Annotated in this window: 15 protein-coding genes; 9 read left to right on the top strand and 6 right to left on the bottom strand. The window is 65.9% G+C overall.

The features are described from left to right. Window positions 1–137 precede the first annotated feature (137 nt). Entirely contained in the window at window positions 138–1,019 is an 882-nt protein-coding gene (locus tag Q0627_RS21295; protein WP_291011588.1) for a universal stress protein, read from the bottom strand. Window positions 1,020–1,167: 148 nt separating this feature from the next. After that, entirely contained in the window at window positions 1,168–3,006 is a 1,839-nt protein-coding gene (locus Q0627_RS21300) for an NAD(P)/FAD-dependent oxidoreductase (RefSeq protein WP_291011585.1), read from the bottom strand. A 154-nt stretch (window positions 3,007–3,160) separates the two neighbouring features. On the opposite strand from Q0627_RS21300, the gene Q0627_RS21305 reads away from it, so the two are divergent. From Q0627_RS21305 to nucS, 3 genes are read left to right on the top strand one after another with little or no spacing between them, the layout of a single operon-like run. Continuing rightward, window positions 3,161–4,387 carry a helix-turn-helix domain-containing protein gene (locus Q0627_RS21305; RefSeq protein WP_291011583.1) on the top strand — a complete coding sequence of 409 codons (1,227 nt, stop codon included), beginning with the start codon at window positions 3,161–3,163 and terminating at the stop codon, window positions 4,385–4,387. Window positions 4,388–4,397: 10 nt separating this feature from the next. After that, window positions 4,398–5,825, top strand: coding sequence for a glutaminase A (gene glsA / locus Q0627_RS21310; protein WP_291011581.1), 1,428 nt, complete (start codon window positions 4,398–4,400; stop codon window positions 5,823–5,825). A 17-nt stretch (window positions 5,826–5,842) separates the two neighbouring features. Continuing rightward, window positions 5,843–6,526 carry an endonuclease NucS gene (nucS, locus tag Q0627_RS21315; protein ID WP_291011578.1) on the top strand — a complete coding sequence of 228 codons (684 nt, stop codon included), beginning with the start codon at window positions 5,843–5,845 and terminating at the stop codon, window positions 6,524–6,526. 13 nt (window positions 6,527–6,539) lie between these two features. On the opposite strand, the gene Q0627_RS21320 is transcribed toward nucS, so the two are convergent. Together Q0627_RS21320 and mce are read right to left on the bottom strand one after the other, a co-directional pair. Beyond that, on the bottom strand, window positions 6,540–7,655 hold the full coding sequence (locus tag Q0627_RS21320; RefSeq protein WP_291011575.1) for a hypothetical protein: 1,116 nt from the start codon (window positions 7,653–7,655) through the stop codon (window positions 6,540–6,542). Window positions 7,656–7,679: 24 nt separating this feature from the next. Continuing rightward, complete coding sequence (mce, locus tag Q0627_RS21325) at window positions 7,680–8,174, bottom strand: methylmalonyl-CoA epimerase (RefSeq protein ID WP_291011572.1); 495 nt, start codon at window positions 8,172–8,174, stop codon at window positions 7,680–7,682. A 104-nt stretch (window positions 8,175–8,278) separates the two neighbouring features. Between mce and Q0627_RS21330 the strand changes: the two genes are divergently transcribed. The 4 genes from Q0627_RS21330 (at window position 8,279) to Q0627_RS21345 (ending at window position 12,096) form a co-directional block, all read left to right on the top strand. Beyond that, window positions 8,279–9,463 (top strand): acetyl-CoA C-acetyltransferase, encoded by a 1,185-nt coding sequence (locus Q0627_RS21330; RefSeq protein ID WP_291011569.1) that lies wholly within the window; start codon window positions 8,279–8,281, stop codon window positions 9,461–9,463. A gap of 59 nt (window positions 9,464–9,522) precedes the next feature. Next, window positions 9,523–9,879, top strand: a complete 357-nt coding sequence (locus tag Q0627_RS21335; protein WP_291011566.1) for a DUF3817 domain-containing protein — start codon at window positions 9,523–9,525, stop codon at window positions 9,877–9,879. A gap of 72 nt (window positions 9,880–9,951) precedes the next feature. Further along, window positions 9,952–11,109 carry an MFS transporter gene (locus Q0627_RS21340; RefSeq protein ID WP_298812704.1) on the top strand — a complete coding sequence of 386 codons (1,158 nt, stop codon included), beginning with the start codon at window positions 9,952–9,954 and terminating at the stop codon, window positions 11,107–11,109. Window positions 11,110–11,178: 69 nt separating this feature from the next. Continuing rightward, window positions 11,179–12,096 carry a tetratricopeptide repeat protein gene (locus tag Q0627_RS21345; RefSeq protein ID WP_291011590.1) on the top strand — a complete coding sequence of 306 codons (918 nt, stop codon included), beginning with the start codon at window positions 11,179–11,181 and terminating at the stop codon, window positions 12,094–12,096. A gap of 66 nt (window positions 12,097–12,162) precedes the next feature. Here the strand turns inward: Q0627_RS21345 and Q0627_RS21350 are convergent, their stop codons facing one another. Together Q0627_RS21350 and Q0627_RS21355 are read right to left on the bottom strand one after the other, a co-directional pair. Next, window positions 12,163–12,579, bottom strand: coding sequence for a type II toxin-antitoxin system VapC family toxin (locus tag Q0627_RS21350; RefSeq protein WP_291011561.1), 417 nt, complete (start codon window positions 12,577–12,579; stop codon window positions 12,163–12,165). After that, window positions 12,576–12,830 (bottom strand): FitA-like ribbon-helix-helix domain-containing protein, encoded by a 255-nt coding sequence (locus Q0627_RS21355; RefSeq protein WP_291011559.1) that lies wholly within the window; start codon window positions 12,828–12,830, stop codon window positions 12,576–12,578. Before Q0627_RS21355 ends, Q0627_RS21350 begins: the two co-directional genes overlap by 4 nt. A 63-nt stretch (window positions 12,831–12,893) precedes the next feature. On the opposite strand from Q0627_RS21355, the gene Q0627_RS21360 reads away from it, so the two are divergent. Next, complete coding sequence (locus Q0627_RS21360; protein WP_291011558.1) at window positions 12,894–14,129, top strand: hypothetical protein; 1,236 nt, start codon at window positions 12,894–12,896, stop codon at window positions 14,127–14,129. Next, window positions 14,101–14,755 (top strand): GSU2403 family nucleotidyltransferase fold protein (locus tag Q0627_RS21365; protein WP_298812709.1); only part of this gene is annotated, 655 nt, incomplete at its 3' end. The genes Q0627_RS21360 and Q0627_RS21365, both read left to right, overlap by 29 nt.

Raw genomic sequence — 14,755 nt, forward strand, 5'->3', positions numbered from 1 at the left:
GGACCCATTCCGAACCCGGAAGCTAAGCCCACCAGCGCCGATGGTACTGCACCCTGATCAGTGTGGGAGAGTAGGACACCGCCGCAACCCAACCCCTTTGGGCCCCTGACACCTGGTGTCAGGGGCCCAAAGTAATTTCAGTCGACGGTAGTCCCTGGGACGACAATCATCGGAATGGCCAAGGCACGCAGGATCTTTGATGCGGTGGAACCGAGAAAGATCGTATTGGGGGCGGCGAGCCGGCTGGAACCGACCATGATCGCGTCGCCGTCGTGCCATTCGAGCGAGGTCACAGCCTCCTCGATGGTGTGGCCTTGCGCAATCGTCGAGGAGATCGGGAAGTCGGCCGGCAGCCGCTTGTGCGCCTCATCGAGGGTTGACTGGGCGTGCGTGCGGGCGTCGGCGACAGCCACGTCGTCGGGGGTGTCGGCCCAGGGTTGAACCTCGTCGAGTGCCACCAGCGAGACCATGCGAATCGGGCGATGTGCCCGCAGCCCAGCCCGGATGGCCGTCTGGAACAGCAGATCGGTGCCGGGTCGATGGCCGATCATCACAGTGAGTTCCCGGACCTGTTCGGCACCGACATGGCTGAAACCCAGGGGTGCCAGCGCGACCGGGATGGGGGAGGAGTGCAGGATGCCGTTGACGACGGTCCCGAGTGTGTGCCGGCCCAGGATGCCGCCGCCCGAACCGCCCATGACGATGAGGTCGGCTCCCGACTTCTGAGCCTGCCGGATCAGGCCCGAGGCCGGATTGGCGTCGGTGGCGATCGTCGCGGTGGTTTCGATGTCGTCGGGAATCATCGCGGTCGCGTCGTCGAGCCAGGCCTGGGCGGCGTGATCGAGGGCGTCGGAGAGCTTGTCTATGTCGCTCTGCTCGTCGGTCCCCGGCGCGTGCGGCTCGGGCGGGATGACGACGCACAGTTCGAGTTCGGCGTCGAGGGTGCGGGCCAGCGATGACCCGAGGGCAACGGCGTCGGCCCCGCCGGCGGTGGCGATGTAGGCGACGAGCAGTTTCATTGTGTGTCTCCGATCGGCAGCTGCCACCAGCCTAGTGCGACGCACGCCGATGCTGTCCGAATCGGTGGGCTTTGGGGCGAATGTCCGGCGGAACGTACTGAGCACCCGGGACGGTGACAGTCCCGGGTGCTCAGAGTGCGTCGGCGGATCAGCTCAGATGGTGCACTTCCTGCAGCCCGTACACGGGTGTCGGGATGCCCTCATAACGCGCCTTGAGCTGCAGCGCCAGATATAGCGAGTAGTGACGCGACTGGTGCAGGTTGCCGCCGTGGAACCACAGATGTGGTTGCTGGGTCGGCTTCCACATATTGCGCTGCTCACCTTCCCATGGACCGGGATCCTTGGTGGTGTCAGAGCCCAGACCCCAGACCTTGCCGACTTTGTCGGCGATCTGCTGACCCATCAGGTCGGCGGCCCAGCCGTTCATCGAGCCGTATCCGGTGGCGTAGACGACGACGTCGGCGGGCAGTTCGGAACCGTCGTCGAGGACCACGCTGTTCTCGGTCAGGTGGTCGACGTTGCCGTGGGCCAGCTTGATACTGCCGTCCGCGATCAGCTCGGCCGCGCCGACGTCGATGTAGTAGCCCGATCCGCGTCGCAGGTACTTCATGAACAGGCCCGAATCGTCGTCGCCGAAGTCGAGGTCGAAACCGGCGGCGGCGAGCCCGTCATAGAACTCCTTGTCCTGTTCGCGGATGGCGTCGTACACCGGGATCTGGAACTCGTGCATGATGCGGTACGGCAGTGAGGCGAACGTGAAATCGGCCTTCTTGGTGGTCATTCCGCTGTCGACGGCGCGCTGACTGTACAGATCGCCGAGCGCGATCTCCATCAGCGAATCGGACTTGACGATGTGCGTGGAGGACCGCTGGATCATCGTGACGTCGATGCCGTTGTCGACGAGGGCCTTGGAGATGTCCATCGCCGAGTTATTGGAACCGACGACGACCACCTTCTTGCCCTTGTAGCCGTCGGGACCGGGATGCTGACTCGAATGGTGCTGCTCGCCTTGGAAGATGTCCTGGCCGGTGAACGTGGGGACGTTCGCCTTGCCCGACATGCCTGTCGCCAGGACCAGCTCGGACGGGTGCAGCGTCATCTTCTCGCCGTCGCGGTCGATCTCGACGGTCCAGGTGCCGGCCTCGTCGTCGTAGACGGCCGACGTGCAGGTGGTCTTGGACCAGTAGGGGACCTCCATGACCCGCGTGTAGAACTCCAGCCAATCGCCGATCTTGTCCTTGGGTGCGAATGTCGGCCAATTCTCGGGGAACGGCAGGTACGGGAGGTGGTCGTACCAGACCGGGTCGTGCAAGCACAGCGACTTGTAGCGTTTGCGCCACTGGTCGCCGGGGCGGTCGTGGCGATCGACGACAATCGACGGAACGCCCAGCTGGCGCAGTCGGGCACCGAGTGCGATACCGCCCTGACCACCACCGATGACCAGTACGAACGGCTGCGCGCTGCGGCCGAGTTCGGCGGCTTCGGCTTCCTTCTTCTCCGCCCACGACCGCGGATCGGGATCGCTGCCGTGGACGGCGCCGCGCGGCCGGCTGTACCCGGCCGATTCCTCGTGGCCCTTGAGCTCCTGCAGCGTGGTGAGCAGGGTCCAGCCCTTGTCCTCGCCGTCCTCGGGCCGGATCCGCAGGTGTCCTTCGCCGCGGCCTACGGACGTCTCGAACTTGATGAACGCCGAGACGATGCCGTCGCCGTCGTCGGAGGCCGGGTCCGCGGTGGCGAAGCCGACCGGATCGACGTCATCGAGGCGGGCGCGGAGCATGTCGGCGATCTCCTCGTGCCCTTCGACCGTCTTGATGTTCCACGTGAAGGCGACCAGGTCGCGCCAGAAGCTGCTGGTCGCGAAGAGTGCGGTGACCCGCTCGACATCGCGTGAGGCCAGCGCCTCGTTGAACTTGGCCAGCCAGGCGTCGATCCGTTGCTGGGCGTCGCCGACGGATTCGGCGGCGGGTGGTTCGAGGGTCTGCGTCATTGGGTGCACCTCCTGTGTGGGAGACGTACCGGTGGTCACCGGCACGGTTGTGATGTACAGCACACATCGGGCGAGCGTCCCGGACAAGGGTTGCAACGGGTTGCGGTGTCGGCGGCTTTGCGCATCCATGTGATGCGGAGCACAATTGAAGTCGATGGCACGCAGTGGATCCCTCGAACCGGCGGTGAATGTCGGCGACGACCCGAGACAGTTCGCGCAAGTCCTGAGCGCGGTGTACGACGCCGCGATGTCGGGTGCGCGCATGCCCGCACGACCGCGGACGGTGATCAGCGACTCGTGGCATCGGGTGCAGGGCGCCGGGGTGGATCCGGATACCAGCAGCCCGGACATCGCCCTCGACCTCGACGAACTCGAAGTACGCCGGCAGTCGTCCGGCCTGGCGACGATCCTGCCCGACCTGACCCGCGGGCTCGGTGCGGTCATCGACGGCGGCGACAACATCCTCGTGGTCGCCGACGCGCAGGGGCGGGTGCTGTGGCGCAGTGGCTCGCCCCGGGTACTGATGAGGGCCGATCGGCTCGGATTCATCGAAGGTGCCGACTGGGCGGAGAACAACGTCGGCACCAACGCCATCGGAACCGCCCTGATGTCGGGCAGACCGGTGCAGGTGTTCTCCGCCGAACACTACGTGCGCAGTCATCACGCCTGGACCTGTGCCGGATCGCCGATCAAGGACCCGCGCTCGGGCGAGACGCTCGGTGTCGTCGACGTCAGCGGGCCGGCCGCCACCATTCATCCCACCACGCTGGCGCTCGTCGATGCCGTTGCCCGGCTTGCCGAGTCGCAGTTGCGTGAACAGCATCATCGGTCGCTCGACACCCTGCGCGCGGTGGCCGCACCGATCCTGGCCCGATCACCTGGGCCGGCGCTCGCGGTCGACCCGCACGGCTGGGTCGCCGCGCTCGACACAGTGTCGCCACGCTCACGCCTGGTGCTGCCTCAGGTCGACTCGCCCGGCCGGTACTGGGTCAACACCCTCGGCGAATGCGACATCGAGGCACTTCCGGGCGGTTGGCTGGTCCGGGTCACCGAATCTGCCGACACCGCGACCACGATCCTGGAACTGGCGCCGGGCCCGAACGGTGGGTCGATCGTCACCGTCGAAGGCGGCAGCGGAAAGTGGACGTACCGTCCGTCGCCCCGGCACGCACAGATCCTTGCGTATCTCACCGCACACTCCGAGGGGGCGAGCGCGGCACAGCTGTCGACGCACCTGTTCGGCGTGCCCGACCGCACCGTCACTGTGCGCGCCGAAATGTCGCGCCTGCGTAAGCATCTCGGCGGATTGATCGTCGCGGGACCGTACCGCTTCGCCGACACCGTCGACGTCCGCGGTCGGCGTATGGGAGGCATGCCCTAGCGTTGGCCGCATGACGTCGTTGACCGAGGGCCGCACATCGTTGGTGGCCGGATACCTTCAGCACATCGCCGACCAGTGCGCAGGGGACCGGTCCGGGAAGGTCGCCGACTACATTCCCGAACTCGCGGCGGCAGACCCCGAGCAGTACGGGTTGTCGCTGTGCGCGCACGACGGCTACATCTACTCGGTCGGAGACACCGCCACCGAGTTCACGATCCAGTCGATGTCGAAGCCGCTGACGTACGCGATGGCGTTGGGCGAGCACGGGCCGGACATCGTCGACGCGAAGATCGGGCTGGAACCCTCGGGGGAGGCGTTCAACGAGATCAGCGTCGACAGCCGACGCCGGCCCCGCAACCCGATGATCAACGCAGGGGCGATCACTGCGGCATCGTTGCTGCTTCCGCAAGATCGGGAAGTGCGCGCGGAGTCCGTCGACGAGGTGTTCGCCGAGCTCGTGGAGTTTTATTCGGCATGTGCCGGGCGAGTTCTGACGATCGACGACGACGTGTACCGGTCGGAGAAGTCCACCGGATCGCGCAACAGGGCCATCGCATACATGCTCGACAGTTTCGGGGTCATCGGTACCGACCCCGACGCTGCCCTCGATCTCTATTTCCGGCAATGCTCGTTGCGGGTGACCACCGACGACCTGGCAGTCATCGGCATCACGATCGCCTGCGGCGGCCTCAACCCGCGCACCGGCCGGCGAGTGTTCAGCCGGCGAACCGCGCAGCGCCTGCTCAGCGTGATGACCACCTGCGGTATGTACGACGGCGCCGGCGACTGGGTCACCTCGGTCGGTATCCCCGCGAAGAGCGGTGTCGGCGGCGGGATTCTCGGCTCACTGCCGGGGCAGCTGGGGATCGGTGTGTTCTCGCCGAGGCTCGACGACCACGGCAACAGTGTCCGCGGCGTCGACACGTGCCGGCACCTCTCGGCGGATCTCGGCCTGCACATGTTCAATATCGCACGGGACAGCCGGGTGACGATCCGCTCCGTCTATGACATCGGCGAATTCGAGGTCGGGCCGCGGTGGACCGGCACTCATCGTGCGTATCTCCGTGGCTGCCGCGACCGCGCTCGGGTGTACGAGCTGCAGGGCGACCTGACCTTCAGCGATGTGGAAAGTGTGCTGAGGCGTATCGATCGCGACATCGACAGCTGCGACATCGTGATCGTCGAGATCTCCAGAGTCGACGTCATCGATCCGGTGGCCCGGCGCATGGTGGTCGGCGGTGGTCTGTCGCTGGCTGAGCGTGGCAAACGGGTGCTGTTGGTGGACCCGGATGGTGCGCTGCGTGACGGATTGAGTCGTCTGGAGGAACGGACGGGTCTGCCTGGGGTATCGAAAATTGAACTGCCACATATGTACTCGACGATGGAGGAGGCTGTTGCGGCGGCCGAGTCGATCCAGCTCGAAGGCGCGCCGCAGTAGCCACTAGACTCTGCGGGATGCGTTTGGTGATTGCGGAATGCCGGGTCGACTACGTCGGACGGCTCACGGCCCATCTGCCGATGGCCAGGCGGTTGCTGCTGATCAAATCCGATGGTTCGGTGAGCGTGCACGCCGACGATCGCGCGTACAAGCCGCTCAACTGGATGAGCCCCCCGTGCCGGCTGACCGAGGCCGAGGTGCCCGACGGTACCGATGCCGAGGCGTACTGGGTGGTCACCAACAAGGCGGGAGAAGAACTGCGCATAACCATCGCGTCGATCGAACACGATTCGAGCCACGAACTCGGCGTCGACCCCGGACTGGTCAAGGACGGCGTCGAGGCGCATCTACAGGAGTTGCTGGCCGAGCACATCGATACGCTCGGTGCCGGGCATACGTTGATCCGGCGGGAGTATATGACCGCGATCGGGCCGGTCGACATCCTGTGCCGTGACGCCGACGGTCACACGGTGGCGGTGGAGATCAAGCGGCGCGGGGAGATCGACGGCGTCGAGCAGCTCACGCGCTACCTGGAACTGCTCAACCGTGATACGACGATCGCCCCCGTCGCCGGCGTGTTTGCCGCACAACAGATCAAACCGCAGGCCCGCACGCTGGCCGAGGATCGGGGCATCCGCTGCGTGGTGCTCGACTACGACGAACTGCGCGGCGCCGAGAGCAACGAGTTCCGGCTGTTCTGACCGGACCGGGCGATCAGCGCCGGACGGTGTCGGCGGTGATCTTCGCCTCGCCGCTGAGCGTCTTGTTGATCAAGTCGACGTCGTCGATCTCGGAGGCCAGCAGCAGGGGATCGTCCTTGCCCTCGTGCGTGAGCTTCTCGGGCAGTTCGTTGAGCAGGCTGCGGATCTCGATGACCTGGCTGATGATGTTGCGGCGCACCGAATCGGCGGAACCGAGCAGTTCGCGGGACCGGGCCAGCCGGGCCTGTGCGATCTCCCGCGAACGCTCCTTGATGGCCAGCGCGTCGGTGTCGGCCTGCTCGCGGATCTCGCGGGCACGTTCGGTGGCCTCGGCGATGCGTTTGTCGCCGAGTGCCTTGGCCTCGGTGGTCGTCTTCGTGGCGAAAGCCTTGGCGTCGGCCTTGGTCTTGTCGGCGAGGTTCTTGGCGTCCGTCGTGGTCTTGTCGGCGAGCGCTTTGGCGTCGGCGGTGGTGGTCCGCGCGAAGGTCTGAGCATCGCTGCGGGTTTTGTCGGAGTAGGCGTCGGCCTCAGCCCGCGTCTTCTCGGAGTAGGCCTTCGCTTCCTGCACCGTCTTCGCCGCCGTGGACTGGGCATCCTTGATGGTCTTGTCGGAGAATGCCTGTGCCTCGCGACGCACCTTTTCCGCGTCGGCAGCGGTGTCTCGCTTGCTCTTGTCGGCGTTGGTTTGTGCATCCCGCTTGAGCTTGGCGGCGAATGTCTGCGCCTCCGACCGCACCCTGTCCGCCTCTTCTTTGGCGGATCTGCGCAGGTTCTCGGACTCCTGCCGGGCGATGGACAGCGTCTCGGCGGCCTCGGAGGAGGCCTCGGCACGCATCTCGGAGGCCTCGTCGGAGGCAAGTTGCAGCATTCGGGACAGGCGCTCGCTCATCCCCTGGGCGGTCGTCGGCGGCACGGACAGCCGGTCGACCTCGCCGCGCAATTCGGCGATCTCGTCGCGAGCGCTTTCCAGGTGGGCCGCCAGCTCACGGGCGTTGACCGACGCGGCGTCGCGGTCGGCGGCCAGCAGCCGCATCTCGGCGTCTACTCGCCGCAGGTGCTCGATCACTTGGTCGCGATCGAATCCGCGCATCACTACGGTGAATGTGTCCGTCCCCGGTCCAGCTGCCATGCCGCGAGTTTAACCGAGTCGCCGTCAGTGTCCTACACCGTGTGCGGCTGGTTCGACAAGCTCAAGAAGTACGCCACCAGCGTCTTTCGGATGCACGAAATTAATCCGTGAATCCGCTGTGCCGCGCTTCGGAGCGGGGTATAGGACGCGGATTCCGGCGCCGGTGAGACGCTCGCAAACGGCGTCGACGTCGGTGACGCGAACAGCGAGCTGTTGCAGGCCCGCACCGCTGCGTGCGATGAACTTGGCGATCGTGGACTCCTCGTTGAGCGGAGCGAGCAACTGGATGACGGCGGCTCCGGAGGCGTCGGCACCGGCCGGCCCGATCATCGCCTCCTCGACACCCTGCTCGACGTTGGTCTCCTGATGCAGCGTCACGAACCCGAGGTTGTCCGCGTACCACTTCTTGGCGGCGTCGAGATCTGGGACGGCGATACCGACGTGGTCGACGGCGGTGACGAGATCGGCGATGAGGGCGGTGGCGGGGGTGGCAGTGGGGTCTGCCGGTGGTGTGGTCATGGTCTCACGGTAGCGTCTTATCCAATGACCCGAACGGCCGCTCGGTAGACGCGGCGGCATCCATGTCCGGGCCACGTTCACGAACACCTGCTGGAGGTCCCCAAATGTCGACTGTCATTGTTGCCGGTGCACGGACGCCCTTCGGGCGACTGAGCGGTTCGCTCAAGGATTTCAGCGGTGTCGACCTGGGGGCGATCGCCATCAAGGGTGCGCTGGAGAAGGCGGGCGTGCCCGCTTCCGAAGTACAGTACGTGATCATGGGGCAGGTGCTCACCGCCGGCGCCGGGCAGATGCCGGCCCGCCAGACCGCCATCAAGGCCGGTATCGGCTGGGACGTTCCCGCACTGAGCATCAACAAGATGTGTCTGTCGGGTATCGACGCGATCGCGCTGGCCGACCAGCTGATCCGTGCCGGTGAGTTCGACGTCGTCGTTGCCGGTGGTCAGGAGTCGATGACGCAGGCGCCGTACATCCTTCCCGGTGCGCGCGGCGGCTACCGGTACGGCAACGCCGAGATCCTCGATCACACAGCCTTCGACGGACTGCACGACGCGTTCACCGATCAGGCGATGGGGTTGCTGACCGAGCAGGGCAACGACACCGACGGTTTCACCCGCGAGCAGCAGGACGAGTTCGCCGCCCGCAGCCACCAGCTCGCGGCCGCCGCGCAGAAGAACGGCGTGTTCGCCGACGAGATCGTGCCGGTGAGCATCCCGCAGCGCAAGGGTGATCCGATCGAGTTCACCGAGGACGAGGGTGTGCGCGCAAGTACGTCGGCCGATTCGCTGGCCCGGCTGCGTCCGGCGTTCCGCAAGGACGGCACGCTCACCGCCGGCAACTCGTCGCAGATCTCCGACGGCGCCGCGGCCGTCGTGGTCATGAGCAAGGCCAAGGCCGAGGAGCTCGGGGTGACCTGGCTCGCCGAGATCGGTGCGCACGGCGTAGTCGCCGGTCCCGACTCCGGCCTGCAGGCACAGCCCGCCAATGCCATCGAAAAGGCTTGTGCCCGTGAGGGTATCGCTGCTACTGATCTTGATCTGATCGAGATCAACGAGGCGTTCGCGGCTGTCGGTCTGTCGTCGGCGCGGCAACTCGGCGTCGACGAATCCATCGTCAACGTCAACGGTGGTGCCATCGCCATCGGTCACCCGATCGGCACCTCGGGCGCACGTATCACCCTGCATCTCGCATTGGAATTGCAGCGCCGCGGTGGCGGTATCGGTGCCGCCGCGCTGTGTGGTGCCGGTGGACAGGGTGACGCCTTGATCGTGCGGGTTCCGAAGGCCTGAAACGAGATCTGTACTACACCTTGTAGTAGAGACTCTGGGTTGTTCGGCACAATGGGAGCATGGTGAAAAGCATCTTCGACCTCAGCACGCCCGCCAAACGTTTCCGTTTTGTCGCAATTCTCGAGGCGATCACATGGTTCGCCCTGATTATCGCGATGATCGTCAAGCGGGTTGCCGACAACCCCGGCGCGGTGCAGGTTCCGGGCATGGTGCACGGCATCGTGTTCATCGCCTTCGTGGTGATCTCCTTCGTCACCGCCGCTGCACTGAAGTGGAACGCCAAGGTGACTGTGCTGGCGCTGGTATCGAGCATCCCGCCCTTCGGCACGCTGGTATTCGAGTGGTGGGCCGCCCGCAACGGTCACCTCGCCGAGCTTTCGGCCGGTGCGCCGGTGACGATGCAGGCGACCGCGTAGTCCACCTCAAGGTAGTCCATCTCATTGAGTCGCTCGGCCTCGATCGATGGTCCGTCTGCGGTGCGGGCACGGTTGAGTGTCACCGCGGTCTTCGCGCTGAACGGATTTCTCGCCGCGCTATGGGTGGCACACATTCCGGTGATCACCGATCGGGCGCACGTCTCGCACGCCCAGCTCGGCGGCCTGCTGTTGCTGATCGGGGTGTCGGCGTTCGTGGCGATGCAGTTGTGCGGCCCGGCGACCGACCGTTGGGGCCCACGTCCTACGACCGTAGGTGCCGCGCTGCTGCTCAGCGGTGCGATCATCGGTCCGGTGCTGGCCCGCAGTCCCGAGGCGCTCGCGGCGTCGCTGGCGGTGTTCGGGTTTGCCAACGGGGCGCTCGACGTGTCGATGAACGCCCAGGCAGTCGCGGTCGAACGGGCCTACCGGCGACCCATCATGTCGGCGTTCCACGGGTATTTCTCGGTCGGCAGCCTGGTCGGGTCCGGGCTGGTGGCACTGACCCTGTGGCTCGATGTCGGCGTGGGGCCGACGGGGGTCGGGGGTGCGGGCTTCGGTGTCGGGGTGGTGGCTGTGGTCCGGCATGGTCTGGTGCCGCGAGGCTACGGCGATCCACGGATCGAAGCGGCTGCTACCGACGATGATCCGTCCCCGCCGGGCGATCCGCGGTGGTGGCGGGATGTTGACCTGCGGCAACTGGGGTTGATGGCGCTGGTCGCGTTCGCGCTGATGCTCGCCGAGGGCACCGCCTACGACTGGAGTGCGCTGCACGTGGTCGAGACGTTCGGGACCACCGAGGCCATCGGTGCCATCACGTTCGGCGCGTTCAGTGCCGCGATGACGGTGGCGCGCTTGGGTATCGACCCGATCGCCGCCTCCGTCGGGCCGGTGCGTCTTGTGCGGTACGGCGCGCTCATCGGGGCAGCCGGGATGACGCTGGCGGTGCTGGCACCGGTCGCGCCGCTGGCCATCGGCGGGTGGACGGTGTTCGGCATCGGTTTGGCCGGGCTGATCCCGCAGATCTTCACCGCCGCCGGAAATCTCACCGTTCATGCGAGTGGCAGGGTGATCTCGGTGGTCGTCGGCTGCGGATACCTGGGCATGTTGGCGGGTCCCGCGGTCATCGGGTTCCTCGGCGGTGCGGTCGGGTTGTCGGGTGCGTTGGCAGTGGCGGTGGTCGCCCTGGCCTTCGCCGCTGCGTCCGCGGGTGTGGTCGCTCCCCGCGCCTGACGAGAGGCGTGACACACTGGACAGGTGACTCGACCCACTCGTCGGCAGCAGGCCGCCGCTGCCGTAGCAATGTCCGGGGCAGTGGATCTCACAGCCCTCAAGGAACGCGCCGACGCCCAGCGCGCCGCAGCCCAGAATGCCCGTCCCGCACCGCGTCCCGCCGCGCCTGAGGCGGGAGCACCGACTCAGCCATCTGCCGGTGGACCGGCGGTCATCGACGTCACTGACGCCACGTTCGAGGCCGACGTCATCGAACGGTCCACCCGGCAGTTGGTGATCGTCGATCTGTGGGCCACCTGGTGTGGTCCCTGCAAGCAACTGTCGCCGATCCTGGAGTCGCTGGCCGCAGGTGCCAACGGGTCCTGGGTGCTGGCCAAGGTCGACGTCGACGCCAATCCCGGTATCGCGCAGGCCTTCCGGGCACAGTCGATCCCGATGGTCATCGCCATCGCGCAGGGCCAGCCGGTCACCGCGTTCCAGGGCGTTCAGCCCGCCGGTCAGGTCGCCGCCTGGATCGACGATATCCTCGCCAAGGTCGGCCACACCTTCACCGGCGCAGACTTTCCGGCCGACGAACCAGTCATCGACGAACGGATGGCCGCCGCCGACCAACTGATGAACGACGGCGATTTCGCCGGCGCGCTGGAGGCGTACAAGGCGATCGCCGCCGACGAACCCACCAACACCGAAGCCGCATCGCTGGTCCGCAACCTGGAGTTCATGCTCCGCGCCAGCGCTCACGACCCGTCGATCGTCGACACCGCCGCCCCCGGTGACGTCGACGCCCAACTCGCCGCCGCCGACGTCCTGTTGGCCAACCAGCAACCCGAGGCGGCCTTCGACCGCATCATCGCCCTGGTCAAGGTGACCGCAGGCGACGACCGCACCAAGGCCCGCACCCGACTGCTTGAACTCTTCGAACTCTTCGACCCCGCCGAGCCGTTCGTCATCACCGCCCGACGCAAGCTCGCCAGCGCGCTGTACTGACTGAACGGCGAACATACCTTGCGCTGAGTTCCGGATTCCGGAACTCAGCGCAAGGTATGGCCGCGGTTACTGCCACGGATTGATCGTCGGCACCCCGGCCGCTTCGAATGGTGACTGGTCACGGGTCGCGACGATGAAACCCGCTGCGGCGGCAACGGCGGCGATCATGCCGTCAGCGGTGGCGATGGCGAGTCCGGATGCGCGTGCTCGCGCCATCAGCCGTGCGTAGTGCTCGGTGGCGGTGATGTCGTACGGCAGGATGCGGTCACCGAACACGGGCAGTGTGCGCTGCTCGAGTCGTTCTGTGAGCATGTCGCGACGTCGCCCGGCCGACAGCGCCGCCACACCGTACCGAAGCTCACCGACCGTAACCGCGCTGAGGTGGAGCGTGTCCACGTTCTGCGCGTCGAACCATGCGATGACGTGCGGGTCGGGATCCGGCCGCATCGGTTCACTGATGACGTTGGTGTCGAGGAGGATCACTCGGTGAGGTCCATCGGCTCGTGCGGCGTACGGTCCCGACTGTTGAGGATCGCGTGTTCGTCGTCGGTCAGTGGATCCTCCGACCAGATCTCCGCGAGCATCGAACCGAGTCGGACACGGTCGCGAGGCTGGACGGCCTCTGCGAGAATCGCCCGCATCTCGGCTTCGACACTGCGGTCGTTCTCCGCGGCACGCACCCGTATAGCCCGGTGTACTTCATCGCTGAGGTTGCGGATGGTCACGTTCTTCATGGGAGCTCACCCTCTGATAGCTGGCCGATTATCATTGTCATCAATGATAGCGAGTCTACTTAGTTGCCAGCATGGCAGTTTACGGAATTCCTTCTCGAAAATAACGATCTTCCACAGTCTACGGAACTCGCCTATTATCGAGAAATGACCAGACTCTTGCCGACGCGCGCAGGGCCTGCTGAAGGCTACGGTGAGGTACCGAAGACTGAGGTCGAGGTGCTCGCCAGGGCTGCTGCGCGTGTGCAGGCGAACCTTCCTGAGAGGTGGATGGTTCGGACAGCCGCCGAGATCCGAAGCTCGGATACCACCAACGGCGCAGGTGACCGGGTCGACCCGCTCTCGCTCTCGCTCGTCCGCGATGGCGTGGAGGTGCTGACGTACGTCATCGACGTGAGACGAACTGTGGGGTCGAACCCGCTGTCCGTCGCCGTCGATCGGCTGCTCGAGCTGTGCGACGACAACTCGTCCCAGCGACCTATGCTCGTCGCTCGCTATCTCAGCCCTCAACAGCGGCAAACTCTGCAAGGGCGCGGTATCGCATACGCCGACGCGACTGGAAACCTATGGCTGGTTTCGGATGATCCATTGATCCTGTTATCCGACCGAGGTGCGAGCGCTGACCCGTGGCGTGGTCCAGGCCGGCCCACCACCAATCTCAAGGGCCTCCCAGCTGCCAAACTCGTGCGCGCACTGGTCGACTTCGTTCCGCCGTACTCGGTCGCGGAGTTGGCCGCCCAGGCGGGGGCTTCGATCGGCGCGGCGTATCGCCTCAGCGACTACCTCGTGAGCGAGGGATTGCTGACCCGCGCCGACCGCGGGCCGATCACCGACGTCGACTGGCCTGAACTGTTATCGCGATGGAGCAGGGAATCCCCGTACCTTGACACCAGCACGACCTACGGTTTCCTCGAACCGCGGGGGATCGACGCCCTGGTCACGAAACTAGCCAAGCAGTCCTCGACGCAGCGCTACGCGGTAAGTGGCTCGGTGGCGGCCCAGCCCTACGCACCCTACGCAGACGCTCGTCTCAGCCTGATCTATACGGACGACCCGGCCACACTCGCAGCCGAAATCGGATTGCGTCCGGTCGCGGCAGGTGCCAATGTCTTGATTGCTGTACCGCGCTCGCCGGTGGTGTTCGAACGCACATCGACCTGGCGCGATATCACCGTCGTCGCCCCCAGCCAGGCGGTTGCCGACCTACTCAGTGGCCCGGGCCGTAACCCCGCCGAAGGCGACTACCTCTTGAGTTGGATGAAGGAGAACGAGGATGTCTGGCGTCGACAACTTGATCGTTGAAGCACGTACTGCGCTCCTCGACGCGGTCGAGGCGCTCACGGCCCACAAGGACGCGGTTGTCCTGATCGGTGCCCAAGCGATCTATCTGCGCACCGGCAACGCGACATTCGCGCTCGCCGAAGCCACCAAGGACTCGGACCTGGCCATCGACGCCCGTACACTCGGCGAGGATCCGAGGCTGGAAGAGGCGATGACAGCCGCCGGATTCATCCTCAACCCGGTCAGCAAGCAGCCCGGAGCCTGGATGTCGCCGACGGGGATACCCGTCGACCTCATGGTCCCCGAGTACCTCGCCGGCTCCGGAAGCCGTCGCGGTGTGCGTATTCCTCCGCACAGCAAGCACTCTGCGCGACGGGCGGCAGGGATCGAAGCGGCCATCGTCGACAAGGCTCCGATGACCGTCGATGCGCTTGACGGAAGTGGCCGCAGCGCCATCATCAATGTCGCGGGTCCGGCCGCGCTCCTCGTCGCCAAGCTGCACAAGATCGGCGAACGAGTGGGTAGTCCTGATCGCCTCAACGACAAGGACGCACACGACGCATACCGTCTGTTGGTCGCGACGGATACCGATGGGCAGTGTCAAGCCGTGGAAGCAACATTGGCCTTGAGTAGCGCCTCAAATTTCT

Source organism: uncultured Gordonia sp., assembly GCF_937858515.1.
Classification (GTDB): Bacteria; Actinomycetota; Actinomycetes; order Mycobacteriales; family Mycobacteriaceae; genus Gordonia.